Origin of the sequence: Massilia sp. MS-15 (genome assembly GCF_020176695.1) — a bacterium.
In the GTDB taxonomy this organism is placed as follows: domain Bacteria; phylum Pseudomonadota; class Gammaproteobacteria; order Burkholderiales; family Burkholderiaceae_D; genus Telluria; species Telluria hydrophila.
In genome coordinates this window covers 21,209-34,033 of the sequence record NZ_JAIWIA010000042.1, presented here as the reverse complement: position 1 = coordinate 34,033, position 12,825 = coordinate 21,209, and the positions used below count along the sequence as shown (strand labels likewise).

At 68.8% G+C, this 12,825-nt stretch carries 10 protein-coding genes; 7 read left to right on the top strand and 3 right to left on the bottom strand.

Translation table 11 applies throughout. From position 1 onward, the window contains the following. Positions 1 to 135: 135 nt before the first annotated feature. The 3 genes from LCI23_RS16795 (at position 136) to LCI23_RS16785 (ending at position 3,468) form a co-directional block, all read left to right on the top strand. Positions 136 to 1,494: an MBL fold metallo-hydrolase RNA specificity domain-containing protein gene (locus LCI23_RS16795; RefSeq protein ID WP_224947599.1), complete on the top strand. Its 1,359-nt coding sequence runs from the start codon at positions 136 to 138 to the stop codon at positions 1,492 to 1,494. A 69-nt stretch (positions 1,495 to 1,563) separates the two neighbouring features. Next, on the top strand, positions 1,564 to 2,316 hold the full coding sequence (locus tag LCI23_RS16790) for an SDR family NAD(P)-dependent oxidoreductase (RefSeq protein ID WP_224947598.1): 753 nt from the start codon (positions 1,564 to 1,566) through the stop codon (positions 2,314 to 2,316). 33 nt (positions 2,317 to 2,349) lie between these two features. Beyond that, on the top strand, positions 2,350 to 3,468 hold the full coding sequence (locus LCI23_RS16785; protein ID WP_224947597.1) for a 6-phosphofructokinase: 1,119 nt from the start codon (positions 2,350 to 2,352) through the stop codon (positions 3,466 to 3,468). Between the two features lie 10 nt (positions 3,469 to 3,478). Here the strand turns inward: LCI23_RS16785 and LCI23_RS16780 are convergent, their stop codons facing one another. From LCI23_RS16780 to LCI23_RS16770, 3 genes are all read right to left on the bottom strand, one after another. Then, positions 3,479 to 5,095, bottom strand: coding sequence for a murein L,D-transpeptidase (locus tag LCI23_RS16780; protein ID WP_224947596.1), 1,617 nt, complete (start codon positions 5,093 to 5,095; stop codon positions 3,479 to 3,481). A gap of 81 nt (positions 5,096 to 5,176) precedes the next feature. Then, on the bottom strand, positions 5,177 to 6,856 hold the full coding sequence (locus tag LCI23_RS16775; RefSeq protein ID WP_224947595.1) for a diguanylate cyclase: 1,680 nt from the start codon (positions 6,854 to 6,856) through the stop codon (positions 5,177 to 5,179). Continuing rightward, positions 6,840 to 9,377 (bottom strand): bifunctional diguanylate cyclase/phosphodiesterase, encoded by a 2,538-nt coding sequence (locus tag LCI23_RS16770; protein WP_224947594.1) that lies wholly within the window; start codon positions 9,375 to 9,377, stop codon positions 6,840 to 6,842. The genes LCI23_RS16775 and LCI23_RS16770 overlap by 17 nt, the downstream gene beginning before the upstream one ends. A 431-nt stretch (positions 9,378 to 9,808) precedes the next feature. Here LCI23_RS16770 and LCI23_RS16765 point away from each other — a divergent pair, with 431 nt between their 5' ends. The 4 genes from LCI23_RS16765 (at position 9,809) to lepB (ending at position 12,770) form a co-directional block, all read left to right on the top strand. Continuing rightward, positions 9,809 to 10,231, top strand: a complete 423-nt coding sequence (locus tag LCI23_RS16765) for an NfeD family protein (protein WP_224947593.1) — start codon at positions 9,809 to 9,811, stop codon at positions 10,229 to 10,231. Positions 10,232 to 10,270: 39 nt separating this feature from the next. Further along, positions 10,271 to 11,206 carry an SPFH domain-containing protein gene (locus LCI23_RS16760; protein WP_224947592.1) on the top strand — a complete coding sequence of 312 codons (936 nt, stop codon included), beginning with the start codon at positions 10,271 to 10,273 and terminating at the stop codon, positions 11,204 to 11,206. A gap of 8 nt (positions 11,207 to 11,214) precedes the next feature. After that, complete coding sequence (locus tag LCI23_RS16755) at positions 11,215 to 12,030, top strand: SDR family oxidoreductase (protein WP_224947666.1); 816 nt, start codon at positions 11,215 to 11,217, stop codon at positions 12,028 to 12,030. Between the two features lie 74 nt (positions 12,031 to 12,104). Further along, on the top strand, positions 12,105 to 12,770 hold the full coding sequence (gene lepB / locus LCI23_RS16750) for a signal peptidase I (protein ID WP_224947591.1): 666 nt from the start codon (positions 12,105 to 12,107) through the stop codon (positions 12,768 to 12,770). Positions 12,771 to 12,825 lie beyond the last annotated feature (55 nt).

Below are 12,825 nucleotides of genomic sequence, written 5' to 3'. Positions count from 1 at the left end.
GGCGGGCTTTTTTTTGTGCCGGTTTCGCACTGCCCAGAGAGAATTGATGTAAGTCAAAGATTTGCGAGCGCATGCCCGCTTACACTCGTTCACGCGCGCTAGTTTTGATCCCGCGCATCACAATAAGGTGGAACCATGCGGATACAGTTTCTTGGCGGTACAGGAACGGTGACTGGGTCGAAATACTTGCTCACCACGGAACACGCCAGGATCCTGGTCGACTGCGGACTGTTCCAGGGCTACAAGCAGCTCCGCCTGCGCAACTGGGCCGGCCTGCCCTTCGACCCGGCCGGCCTCGATGCGGTCGTGCTGACCCACGCCCACCTCGACCATAGCGGCTATCTGCCGCTGCTGGTCAAGACTGGCTTCCGAGGGAAGATCCTGTGCAGCGAGGCGACCTACGACCTGTGCAAGATCCTGTTGCCGGATAGCGGACACCTGCAGGAAGAAGACGCCGCCGCCGCCAACCGCCACGGCTACAGCCAGCACCGGCCGGCCATGCCGCTGTACACCGAGGAAGACGCGCGCGTGGCGCTGCGGCAGTTCGTGACCGTCGGCTTCGACAGGCGCATCGAGGTGGCGCCGGGCCTGGGCGCGGTATTCAGCCGCGCCGGCCATATCCTGGGCGCGGCCATCGTCGCGCTCGACGATGGCCACCGCCGCATCACCTTCTCGGGCGACCTGGGACGCGCCAACGATCCGGTCATGGTGGCGCCGGCGCCACTGGCGCCGACCGACTACCTGGTGGTCGAATCCACCTATGGCAACCGGGTGCACGATCCCGCCGATCCGCTGCTGGCGATGGCGAGCGTGATCCGCGACACGGCAGCGCGCGGGGGCGTCGTGGTCATTCCCGCGTTCGCGGTGGGGCGCGCCCAGGGGCTGATGTATGCGATGCACCAGATGAAGGCCAGCGGCGCCATCCCGGCCTACCTGCCGGTGTTCCTCGACAGCCCGATGGCGCGCGACGCCACGGCCATCTACGGCAGGCACCGCGCCGACCATCGCCTGGACCCGGCGGCATGCCAGGCCATGTGCCATGCCGCCACCATCATCAACACCGTCGAGGAATCGAAGCAGCTCGACGCCAGGAACACGCCGAAGGTGATCATCTCGGCCAGCGGCATGGCGACCGGCGGGCGGGTGCTGCACCACCTGAAAGCCTTCGCCGGAGACCCCCGCAACACTATCTTGTTCGCCGGTTTCCAGGCTGGCGGCACGCGCGGCGCGGCGCTGATCGACGGCGCCGACGAGATCCGCATCCATGGCCAGCAGGTGAGGGTGCGCGCACAGGTTGCCCATGTGGACAACCTGTCGGCACACGCGGACAGCAACGAACTGATGGGCTGGATGTCGGCGCTCGGACGTGCGCCGCGCCGCACCTTCATCACCCATGGCGAGCCGGCCGCCTCGGAAGCCCTGCGCGCAAGGATCAAGCATGAGCTGGGATGGGACTGCCTGGTGCCCGAGCACCTGCAGACGGTCGCCCTGTGAAGCCAGGCACCGTCGGCGCTGCCTGCCGTTCCAGACCGCTTCACACGAACGTTCAAGCACGGAGGTGACATGAAATATGCATTCAAGGGCAAGGCAGTGCTGGTCAGCGGGGCCGCATCCGGCATCGGCGAGGCGAGCGCCAGGCTGCTCGCGGCCAACGGGTTGCCGGTGCTGGTGTCCGACCTGCAGGCCGAACCGCTGGCACGCCTGGTGGCGGCGATCGAGGCCGAGGGCGGACGCGCGCTCGCCCATGTCGGCGACGTGGCCGATCCGGCCGCCGCTGTCGCCGCCGTGCGTGCCGCCGAGCAGGCCTTCGGCGGCCTGTCGTATGCGGTCAACAATGCCGGTATCGGCGGACGCCTGCTGCCGGCCGGCGAACTGCCGGCAGAGGACTGGCAGCGCGTCATCGACATCAACCTCGGCGGCGTGGCCCACGCGCTGCGGGCCCAGATTCCCGCCATCCTCGCCGCCGGGGGGGGAGCGATCGTCAACATGTCCTCGATCCTCGGCCTGGTGGGCAACCCGATGGCGCCGGCCTATGTGGCGGCCAAGCATGGGGTGACCGGCCTGACTCGGTCGGCGGCGCTGGCCTATGCCGCCCAGGGCATCCGGATCAACTCCCTGCACCCGGGCTACGTCGAGACGCCGATCCTGGGCGCGCTCGAGGCCGGACAGCGCGCCGCCCTGGCCGGCCTGCACCCGCTGGGACGCATCGGCCGCCCCGAGGAGATCGCGCACGCCGTCGCCTTCCTGCTGTCCGACGCGGCCAGCTTCATTACCGGGGCCGCGCTCGCCGCGGATGGCGGATATACCGCACAATGAACCCCGCTAGCACGTTTTCGATGGAGCCATCAGATGGATAACACGACCCGCATTGCCATCGTCACCGGTGGCGGCGACGCCCCCGGCCTGAACGCCGTGATCCGCGCGGTCGTCCTCGCTTCGGCGCGGCTCGGCTGGGAATGCTACGGCATCCGCGACGGCTTCAACGGCCTGCTGGCGCCGCACACCTGCATCGGCGAGCCGGTGCTGCGGCTGCTGCCGGAGGCGGTACACGGCATCGGCCATCTTGGCGGCACCATGCTCGGCAGCACCAACCGCGGCAACCCGCTGCGCTATCCGGTACCGGCCGAGGAGGGTGGCTTGCGCGAACAGGACCGCAGCGACGAACTGCTTGCCCTGTTCCGGCAGCATGGCTTCACGGCCCTGGTGATGGTGGGCGGCGACAGTTCGATGGAGATCGCGGCCTGCCTGCACCGCAAGGGACTGCCGGTGGTGGGCGTGCCCAAGACCATCGACAACGACCTGGACGGCACCATCCAGACCTTCGGCTTCGATACCGCGGTCGGCTTTGCCACCGAGTGCATCGACCGGCTGCACACCACCGCCGACAGCCAGCACCGCGTGATGGTGGTCGAGGTCATGGGACGCTACGCCGGCTGGATCGCGCTGCATGCCGGCATGGCCGGCGGCGCCCATGCGATCCTGCTGCCCGAGATTCCATTCGACATCGCTGCCGTGGCCGGCGCCATCGCGGCGCGCGACGCCGCCGGACATGGCCACACCATCGTCGTGGTGGCCGAGGGCGCGCAGCCCAGCGGTGCGGAACGCGTACTGCTGATGGACGCCGCGGCCGGCCATGCCGAGCGCCTGGGCGGCATCGGCGCACGCCTGGAGGCGGCGCTGGCCCGTGCCACCGGCAAGGACTGCCGCAGCGTCGTGCTGGGCCACCTGCTGCGCGGCGGCAGCCCGTCCGCTTTCGACCGCGTGGTGGCGGCGCGCTTCGGCGCGGCCGCGGTGCGCACGCTGGCCGGCGGGCAGTCGGGCGTGATGGTCGCGCTGGGCGCGCCGGACATCGGCACCGTGCCGCTGGAACAGGTGGCGGGCCACACCAGGCGTGTGCCGGTGGATGGCGAAACGGTGCGTGCCGCGCGCGAGCTGGGGATCTGCTTCGGCGACGCTGGCGCCGCCTGACCGGAAGCGCCTAGCGCAGGCCGAGCGCCTCCATCAGCGCAGGATCCTGGCGATAGATGTCCTGCGCGAACAGGGCCTGCCCTTGGCGGTCGACCAGCGCCGTGGCATAGAACAGCACGACCGGTACCGGCCGCGGCAGCGTCACCGTGCGCATCGGGCCGGGCTGCATCGCCTGGGCCACGGCGGCTTCGTCCCAGCGGCGCGCGTCGGCCAGCACGAACTGCGCCAGCGCGGCCGGCTGCGCGACCCGGATGCATCCGTGGCTCAGGTCGCGGCGGCTGCGCGCGAACAGTTCCTTCGACGACGTCGAGTGCAGGTAGATGTTCATCGGATTGGGCATCGCGAACTTGACTTCGCCCAGCACGTTGCGCGGGCCCGGCCGCTGCCGCACCCGGGCCGCGCCGCTGCGCAGGCGCGCGAGCGCGTCCGGCGGCGCCAGTGCCAGCACCTTGCCATCGGCGCCGACCAGCTCCATGTCGTTCTGGCGCAGGTAGGCCGGGTTCCCGGCCAGCTTCGGAACGATCTCGCCAGCCTGGATGCTGGGCGGCACGTTCCAGTAGGGGTTGAATTCGAGATAGCGCATCTGGCCGATGAACAGCGGCGTCGGGGTGCGCGCGGCGGTACCGACGATCACCGGCATTTCCAGCACCGGTGCGCCGGGCGCGGCGTCCGGATCGAAGGCCCACAGGCGATAGGTAGGCACGTTGACGGCGATCACCCTGCCACGCGGCAGCGGCGGCAGCCAGCGCAGGCGTTCCAGGGTCAGCGCCAGCTGCGCCGCGCGCCGTGCCGGCGGCACCGCCAGCGCGGCCAGCGTCGCCGGCCCCAGCACGCCATCCTGCGCCAAGCCATGGCGCGCCTGGAAGCGGCGCAGCGCGTCGGCCAGCGCGGCGCTGTAAGCGTCCGTGCATGGCGCGCCGCTTGCCCCATCCAGGTCGCCCAGCAGGCGCAGGCGGGCGCACAGCAGGCCGGCCCCCGCGTAGTCGTCACCGGGCCGGAGCGCGGCGCCGGGCGGCGGCAGGGCCGCCCAGTCTGGGGCGGCCGCCGACAGCGCGCGGTAGTGGGCCAGCATCTCCCTGGTGCGCCCGTACAGGGCGATGGAAGGGGCGGCCGCTTCGACCGCGCCTTCCAGGTTGCCCTCGGCCAGCGCCTGGCGCAGGTGCGCGACGGGATCGAAGGCGCCGGCGGCGAGGCCGCCGGGACGGTAGCGCGATGGCGCGCGTCCGTAGCGCAGCTCGCCCAGGTAGCGCAGCACGGCGGTGCTGATGTCGCGGTCGAGCGCGGCCAGGGCGGCCGGGTCCTGCGTCGTGTCGAGCCGGCGCGCCAGCCCCTCCAGGCCGTAGGGGGACGGGTCGAGGCCGTGCTCATCGGCCTTGCCCAGCAGGCGCAAGGCAAGGCGCGCCCGTTCCGGCCCGTCTGCCAGCCAGAGCAGCGCAGGACCGGCCACATACAGGCGCGCGCTGAGCTGGCGTGCATCGATGCCGGTATCCGCGCCGGCGCGCGTACCCGGCACTTGCGCCGGAGGCTGCACGGTGCCAGCCGCGCATGCGTGGATCACGGACAACAGGATGGCGCCAGCCCATAGGCGGGCGCGGAAGGTCTTGCGGACGTGCTGCCTGACGATCATGGTTGCTGGGATATCTGGTGGGGGGCCGCGGCGCGGGCCCGGTCTCGATGGCCAAACCATACGGGCCTTCCATGCAGAGCGTCATTGACCCAGATCAAAATTACCAGGATCGGAGGCGTGCGTCGATGGCCTCCGCGGTGCAAGGCTGTCCGCGCCGCGCCTGTCGTCGCAATCGACGCGGTTCCGTCCATTCGCCTTGGCCGCATACAGGGCGCCGTCGGCCCGGTCGAGCAGGGTGTTCGCGGCATCCGGGCAATGGACCGGCGCGATGCAGGCAACGCCGATACTGAGTGAAAGCATCCCGCCAGGCGCATCGCGATGGGCCACGCCGCGGCGCTGCAGGTCGGCGCGGATCGTCTCGGCGACGACCGCGGCGCCCGCCAGGTCGGTGGCGGGCAGGAGGACCACGAACTCTTCGCCGCCGAAGCGGCCGGCCACATCGCGCGGCCGGCATGCGCCGCGCCGGACGGTGCGCGCCACCTCGATCAAGGTGGCGTCACCGGCCAGGTGACCGTAACGATCGTTGTATTGCTTAAAATGGTCGACGTCGATCATCAAGGCGGCGAGCAAGCCGCCATCTCGCTGCGCCTGCGCAACCTCCCGCTCGAGCGCGGCCTCGACATAGCGCCGGTTGAACAGGCCGGTGAGCGGATCGTTTTGCGACTGCGTCAGCAAGGACGCATTCAGGCTTTCGAGCGTCGTCTTGGCCCCCATCAGCTGGTGCTCCAGCCCGTCGCGCTCATGCATCTGGCGTACCAGGTAGATGCCCATGGCGCCCAGGCAGGCCGCCAGCGCGAACAGCGCCGTGCCGGCCGCCAGCACCGACTCGCGCCATGGCGCCAGCACATGATCCTTCGACCGCGCGACGGCAAGCAGGACCGGGTAGTCGCCTGCCTGGCGCACCGCATGGATCAGGTCCTGGCGGCGCGACGAGGTCTCCACCAGCCCGCCTTCCGGCAGCCTGGCGGCCAGTTCGGAAAACAGGGGCGTGTCGCGCAGCCTGGCGCCGATGTCGGTTCGGCTGAAGGGAATCGCCAGCAGCTGGGTGCCGTCCTTCAGCGTCAGGATGAGCTTCCCGCCGGGTCGCAGCGCGATCTTTTCGTAGATCCGGCGGAAGAAATCGATCTTGATGGTTGCCAGCACGACGCCAGAAAAGCGCCCATCCGCATCCTGCAGCCGGCGCGAGACCGGAATGACCCAGGCCCCGCTGGTACGGCCGATGATGGGGGCGCCGATGTGCACGCCGCGGTCGGGGAAGTCACGGTGGTGCCTGAAGTAGGCGCGGTCGGCGTTGTTGCGTCCGTTATAGGAGCGGCCGGCCGAGTTGACGATCCAGTTGCCTGCGCGATCGTAAATGAACAAGCCCTGCAAGGCGGGCAGTTCGGCCAGGTGATCCTTCATCAGCGCGTACACGGCGTCCTTGTCCGACGCCGCCAACCCATCCTGCTCGACGCGGTTCACCAAGCCGACCAGGACGGTATCGACCATCTTGAATGCGGAACTGGCCTGGTCGGCCAGGGCATGCGTGAGATTGACCGTCGAGATTTCGGCGCCCGACAGCTGCAGGCGGCGCAACTGCCAGCTGTTCCATCCGTAGGTGAGCAGCAAGGCCAGGACCGCGACGGCCAGGATGCCGAACGCACCGGCCCGGATGTTGCGGCGCCGGGCGGCCAGCTGCGAGCCGAGCAGGCCGGTGCCGCCCGCGAGCGCGGGACGTTCGTATGCGCACGCCGAGCTGCCCGCCTCAGCGCTTCCATGCATCGAGCAACTCCTTCAAGGCAGCGGCAAAGGCCTGACTGGCTGCCTGGCAGGGCCGCATCGCCGCTACCGCGCCGCCGGGCGCGTCTCCAGGCCCGTCTCCAGGCCGGTCTCCAGGTCCGTCGCCGGCCGCGCCCGCGCATGCGCCCAGCTGCGCCAGGAAGGCATCGCGACAGGCCAGGGCACTGGCGAGCGCCTGCCGGCAGCGCTCGGGTTTGGCGCTGTTCAGGTCCAGCCATTCGTTGAAGGTCTGGATGGCGTTCGGGACCGCGGCCTGGCAGCGCCGCTGCTCACCGCTGGCAGCCGTCAGCCCGGCATGCCACGCGCGCTGCTCGACCAGTGCTTTCAGGAGCAGCGTGTCGTCGCGGTCGAGCGGGGCGCAGCTTGCCACCGAGGACGGCAGGCGCCAGTTGGCCAGCCAGGGCGCCACCGCCTGCGCGGGCATCGGGCGCGCGATGCCATACCCCTGGGCCAGCATGCACCCGAGCTGGACCAGCATGGCGGCGTGTTCTTCCGTCTCGACGCCCTCGGCCACCACTTCGCGCTTGAAGGCAGCGGCCATGCCGATCACGCCTTCGAGAATGGCCAGGTCATCGGGATCCTGCAGCATGTCGCGCACGAAGCCCTGGTCGATCTTGATGCGCCGGGCCGGCAGCTGCTTCAGGTAGCGCAGCGACGAGTAACCCGTGCCGAAGTCGTCCAGGGCAAAACCGATCCCGATCTCGGCGCACTGCCGGATCAGGTTGGACACATGCCCCATGTCTTCCAGCGCGCTGCTCTCCAGCACTTCGAGCTTGATGCGGCGCGGGTTCACGCGCGGATGGGCGGCGAGCAGCCCGCGTACGTGCTGGACCAGGTCCTTGCGGCGTAACTGGGCGCCGCTCATGTTGACGCTGATCGCGATGTCCAGGCCCTCGTCGAGCCAGTGCTCGTGCTGGCGGAACGCCTCGGCCAGAATCCAGTTCTCCAGGACCAGCATGAGCGGATGTCCCTCGAGGGTGGGCAGAAAACTGCCCGGGGCCAGGCAGCCGCGCGTCGGGTGGTTCCAGCGCACCAGCGCTTCCACGGAGTTCAGCTGGCCGGTCTTCAGATGCACGATCGGCTGGTAGTGCAGGGTGAATTCCTGGCCGGCGATGGCGCGCTCGAGCGCTTCGATTTCCTCGGCGCGTTCGATCATCTCGCGATAGCCATGGGTATCGAAGGTGAAGTAGCGGTTCTTGCCGCCCATCTTGGCATCGAACATGGCCTGGTCCGCCTGCCGGATCAACTGGTCGGCATCGACATCCTCGCTTTGCGGATAGAAGGCCAGGCCGGCGCTGGCGCTCACGCACACGGTCGCGCCGCCGAGGCTTACCGGCTCGGCAATCACGCGCAGGAGCCGCGCCACCATGGGCTGGCATGCCGCCAGCGAATCGACGCCGTCGAACACGGCCACGAACTCGTCGCCGCCGGGGCGGCAGACGGTATCGGTGTCGCGTACCACCTCCTGGATCCGGCGCGCCAGGGTGACCAGCAATTCGTCGCCGCATTCGTGGCCGTGCAGTTCGTTGATCTTCTTGAAGTCGTCCAGGTCGAGCGAAGCAACGGCGACCCCGGCGCCGACGCCGGCACCGTTGCGGCGCGCTCGCCCCATGGCCTGCTGCAGCCGGTCGGCCAGCAGCCGGCGGTTGGCCAGGCCGGTGAGCGGATCGTAATGCGCGATGTGCTCAAGATGCTCGGCCTGACGCTTCTGGCGCGTGATGTCGGCGAATACCCCCACATGGTGCGACAGCTGTCCGGCCTCGTCGCAGATGGCGGTGATGGTGAGGCGCTCCACGTAGAGCTCTCCGGACTTGCGGCGGTTCCAGACTTCGCCGCTCCAGCTGCCGGCCTGCCCGATGCGGCGCCACATGTCGGCATAGAATTCCTTGCCCTGCCGGCCCGAGCTGAGCAGGCTTGGATTCTTTCCCAGCACCTCGGCGCGTGCGTAGCCGGTGATCGCTTCGAAGGCCTGGTTGACGTCGACGATGCGGCCATCGGCCGAGGTCACCAGGATGCCTTCGCCCGCGCTGGCGAACACGCCCGCCGCGAGCCGGCTCTGCTCGCACGCGCGTTTGCGTTCGGTGACGTCGAACAGGGTTCCGACCGTGCCGGTGACGACGCCATTGACGTCACGCTGGGCGCGCGCAAACACGTCGACCCAGCGCACTTGTCCGTCGGCGCGCAGATAACGCACTTCATGCCGGCAGCAGTCGCGTTGCCCGAGCAGGAGCTGGTCCAGCCGGCCCTGCTCCCTTGCCCGGTCGTCGGGGTGGATGTAGGCGAGACAGGAAGCACCGAGCGCCGTGGCCACGCTGCAGCTGGTGAGTGCTTCCCAGGCACGGTTCAGGAAAGTCCAGCGCCCCGCGCGGTCGGTCTGGAACACGACCTGCCTGAGTTCGTCCAGAATGGATGTGGCGTTGCTTTCCTGTGTGAGCGTGTTATCAGGGGCAGGGTGTGCGGCAAGAAGAGCACAGTCGTGATGCAAAAACGTATCGAGAGGCATGCAGGGTGTTCGCACGGGCGGCCGGTTCCACTGGCGCGACACACGTCGCTGGAGTCGCCGCTGGTACGAGGAGTGAACGGATGAAAGGTGTCATCCTAGTCGGAAGTTGATTCAAAGAAATTGATACAGATCAAGAAACAAGGACATAGGGCATGATTCGCCCCCTGCGGTCGGGGCGTCGTTGTCGGCATGGGTGAGCAGGCCGTGCCCGGACGAGTTCAGGGTGGCGTTGCCGATTTCCTGCTCTTCATGCGGCTGCGATAAACGTTGGCCGGGAGCTTCCAATCCTGCCCAGGCCTGCTACACTGGAACTGACAACTTCCTGGCAGAAAGCACATAATCGGCACGCACACCGACATCGTTGAACCCTCGCCGCCTGTCGCAGGTCGCGGGGGTTTTTTACTTGTTTGAACCACTCGAGGAGAGAGCAGATGACTGACTGGATGGGCTGGCTGGTGGCCGCGGGCGTCCTCGTGATAGCCGAACTGTTCACCGGCACGTTTTACCTGTTGATGATTGCGATCGGTCTCGGCGCCGGTGCGCTGGCCGCGCTGACGGGCGCAAGCGGCCCGGTCCAGACCCTGGCCGCCGCCGCGGTCGGCCTGGCGGCGACCGCCGTCCTGCACCGCAGCCGCTTCGGCAAGCCGGCCAGGTCCGCGGCGAGCCGCGACCGCAACGTCAACCTCGACATCGGCCAGCGCGTCGCGGTGCCGGCATGGCAGGACGGCCGTGCCCGCGTGATGTACCGCGGTGCCTTGTGGGACGTCGAGCTGGGGCCGGGTGCGCAGGCCGAAGCGGGCGACTTCCGCATCGTCGAGGTGCTCGGCAACCGCCTGATCGTCGCCAATTCATAAGATCAGCTAATACTTGGAACTCATCTATAAGGGATGCTCATGGAACTCTCCTTCGGCACTGTGGCACTGGTCATTTTCATCATCGCGCTGGTATTCATCTTCAAGACCATCAACGTGGTGCCGCAGCAGCACGCCTGGGTGGTCGAGCGTCTCGGCAAGTTCCACGCCGTGCTGGCGCCCGGCCTGAACATCGTGGTGCCCTTCATCGACCGCATCGCCTACAAGCACGTCCTGAAGGAGATCCCGCTCGACGTGCCGCCCCAGGTCTGCATTACGCGCGACAACACCCAGCTGCAGGTGGACGGCATCCTGTACTACCAGGTGACCGACGCCATGCGCGCGTCCTATGGCGCGTCGAACTACGTGCAGGCCATCACCCAGCTGGCCCAGACCACGCTGCGTTCAGTGATCGGCAAGATGGAGCTCGACAAGACCTTCGAAGAGCGCGACCACATCAACACCACCATCGTCAACGCGATCGACGAGTCGGCCGCCAACTGGGGCGTGAAGGTGCTGCGCTACGAGATCAAGGACCTGACCCCGCCGGCCGAGATCCTGCATGCGATGCAGCGCCAGATCACCGCCGAGCGCGAAAAGCGCGCGCTGATCGCCGCCTCCGAAGGCCGGCGCCAGGAACAGATCAACATCGCCAGCGGCGAGCGCGAAGCCTCGATCGCCCGTTCCGAAGGCGAGCGCCAGGCCGCGATCAACCGCGCCCAGGGCGAGGCGAGCGCCATCGTCGCCCTGGCCGACGCGAGCGCCGCCGCGCTGCGCCAGGTGGGGGCCGCGATCCGCGAGCCGGGCGGCATGGATGCGGTCAACCTGCGCGTGGCCGAGCACTACGTGGACGCTTTCGGCAAGCTGGCCAAGACCAACAATTCGCTGATCGTCCCGGCCAACATGGGCGACATGTCGAGCGTGATCGCCAGCGCGATGCAGATCGTGAAGTCGCAGAAGTCCGACCTGCTGCCATGACGCCCGCCATGCGCGTGGTCGTGATCACCGGCGCCTCGGACGGCATCGGCGCCGAGATGGCGCGCCAGCTGGCGGCATCGGCGCGCGCCGGCGTGGCGCTGGTGCTGGCCGCGCGCAACGCGGCCGGGCTCGAGGCCGTGGCCGGCGCCTGCGCGGCGCTGGGCGCGCAGACGCTCACCGTACCGACCGACGTCGGCGTGCAGATCCAGTGCCGGCGCCTGGTGGTCAGCGCCGTCGAGCGCTTCGGCCGCATCGACGTGCTGGTCAACAATGCGGGCCGCTCGGCCCACGCCCTGTTCGAGGAAGTCGAGGACCTGTCCTGGTACGAGGAGCTGATGCGGGTGAACCTGTGGGGCGCGATCTGGTGCACCCAGGCCGCGCTGCCGGCATTGAAGGCCTCGCGCGGGAGCATCGTGGCCGTGTCCTCGCTCGCCGGGCTGGTCGGGGTGCCGGGACGCACCGCCTACAGCGCCACCAAGTTCGCGCTGGCCGGCTTCTTCGAGGCGCTGCGGGCCGAGCTGAAAGGCGATGGGATGAGCGTGACCATCGCCTATCCGGGCGTGGTGGCGACCCGCATCCGCCACCGCGGCTTCAATGCGCACGGTGGGGAACTGGGCGCGAGTTCGCTGAAGGAGGAGGGCGCGATGAGCGTGGAGGAATGCGCGCGCCTGGTCATCGCCGGCATGGACAAGCGCAAGCGCGAGGTCGTGATGACGGCCAGGGGCCGCATCGGGCGCTTGCTCAAGCTGGTCGCGCCCGGCCTGGTCGAGGACATGGCGCTGGCCGCCCTGGAGCACGGCGCCAGGCCGCCGAGGCGCGATTAAGCATCGCCAAAGCCTGGCGCCGTACGGGCGGCGTATAACGTCCCGGTCGATACCAATAAGAGGAGACTGTTTCGATGAAAGCGTTCGTCCGTGCAAACAAGGGCTTCCTGCTGTTCCTGATGCTGTTCGGCGTCTTTCGCACCGCGGTGGCGGACTGGAACCCGATTCCCTCCGCCTCGATGCGTCCCAACCTGCTGGAAGGGGACGTGGTGTTCGTCAACCGCCTGGCCTATAACATCAAGGTACCGCTGACCGACGTGGTACTGGCGCGCACCGGCGAGCCGCGGCGCGGCGACGTCGTCACCTTCGCCTCGCCGCTGGACGGCACGCGCCTGATCAAGCGCGTGCTGGCGCTGCCCGGCGACCGGGTCGAGATGCGCAACGAGCGCCTGGTGATCAACGGTGTCGAATCGCGGTATGCGCTGGAAGAACTGGTGCGCGAAGCCGGCCCCGAGGGTGCGACCCAGGCGCTGCGCCTGACCGAGGCCGTGGACGGACGCAGCCACCGCATCCAGGTGCTGCCACAGCGCCTGGTGGCGCGCGACTTCGGTCCGGTGACCGTGCCCCCCGACGCCTACCTGATGCTGGGCGATAACCGCGACAACAGCGCCGACTCGCGCTCCATCGGCTTCGTGCCGCGCCACCTCCTGATCGGACGCGCCGAGCGCATCCTGGTGTCGGCCGACTACCAGGGCAACTGGATGCCGCGCACCGAGCGCTTCGGGCTGTCGCTGCGCTGATTCTCATCCGGCCTCCTGCGCCGGAGGGAGTGCCGGAAAGTTTGCCGGAAAACCA

Excerpts from the sequence above, each read along its gene's own strand:
- LCI23_RS16795 (WP_224947599.1), top strand. The coding sequence starts at position 136 with ATGCGGATACAGTTTCTTGGCGGTACAGGAACGGTGACTGGGTCGAAA.
- LCI23_RS16790 (WP_224947598.1), top strand. The coding sequence starts at position 1,564 with ATGAAATATGCATTCAAGGGCAAGGCAGTGCTGGTCAGCGGGGCCGCA.
- LCI23_RS16785 (WP_224947597.1), top strand. The coding sequence starts at position 2,350 with ATGGATAACACGACCCGCATTGCCATCGTCACCGGTGGCGGCGACGCC.
- LCI23_RS16780 (WP_224947596.1), bottom strand. The coding sequence starts at position 5,095 with ATGATCGTCAGGCAGCACGTCCGCAAGACCTTCCGCGCCCGCCTATGG.
- LCI23_RS16775 (WP_224947595.1), bottom strand. The coding sequence starts at position 6,856 with ATGCATGGAAGCGCTGAGGCGGGCAGCTCGGCGTGCGCATACGAACGT.
- LCI23_RS16770 (WP_224947594.1), bottom strand. The coding sequence starts at position 9,377 with ATGCCTCTCGATACGTTTTTGCATCACGACTGTGCTCTTCTTGCCGCA.
- LCI23_RS16765 (WP_224947593.1), top strand. The coding sequence starts at position 9,809 with ATGACTGACTGGATGGGCTGGCTGGTGGCCGCGGGCGTCCTCGTGATA.
- LCI23_RS16760 (WP_224947592.1), top strand. The coding sequence starts at position 10,271 with ATGGAACTCTCCTTCGGCACTGTGGCACTGGTCATTTTCATCATCGCG.
- LCI23_RS16755 (WP_224947666.1), top strand. The coding sequence starts at position 11,215 with ATGCGCGTGGTCGTGATCACCGGCGCCTCGGACGGCATCGGCGCCGAG.
- lepB (WP_224947591.1), top strand. The coding sequence starts at position 12,105 with ATGAAAGCGTTCGTCCGTGCAAACAAGGGCTTCCTGCTGTTCCTGATG.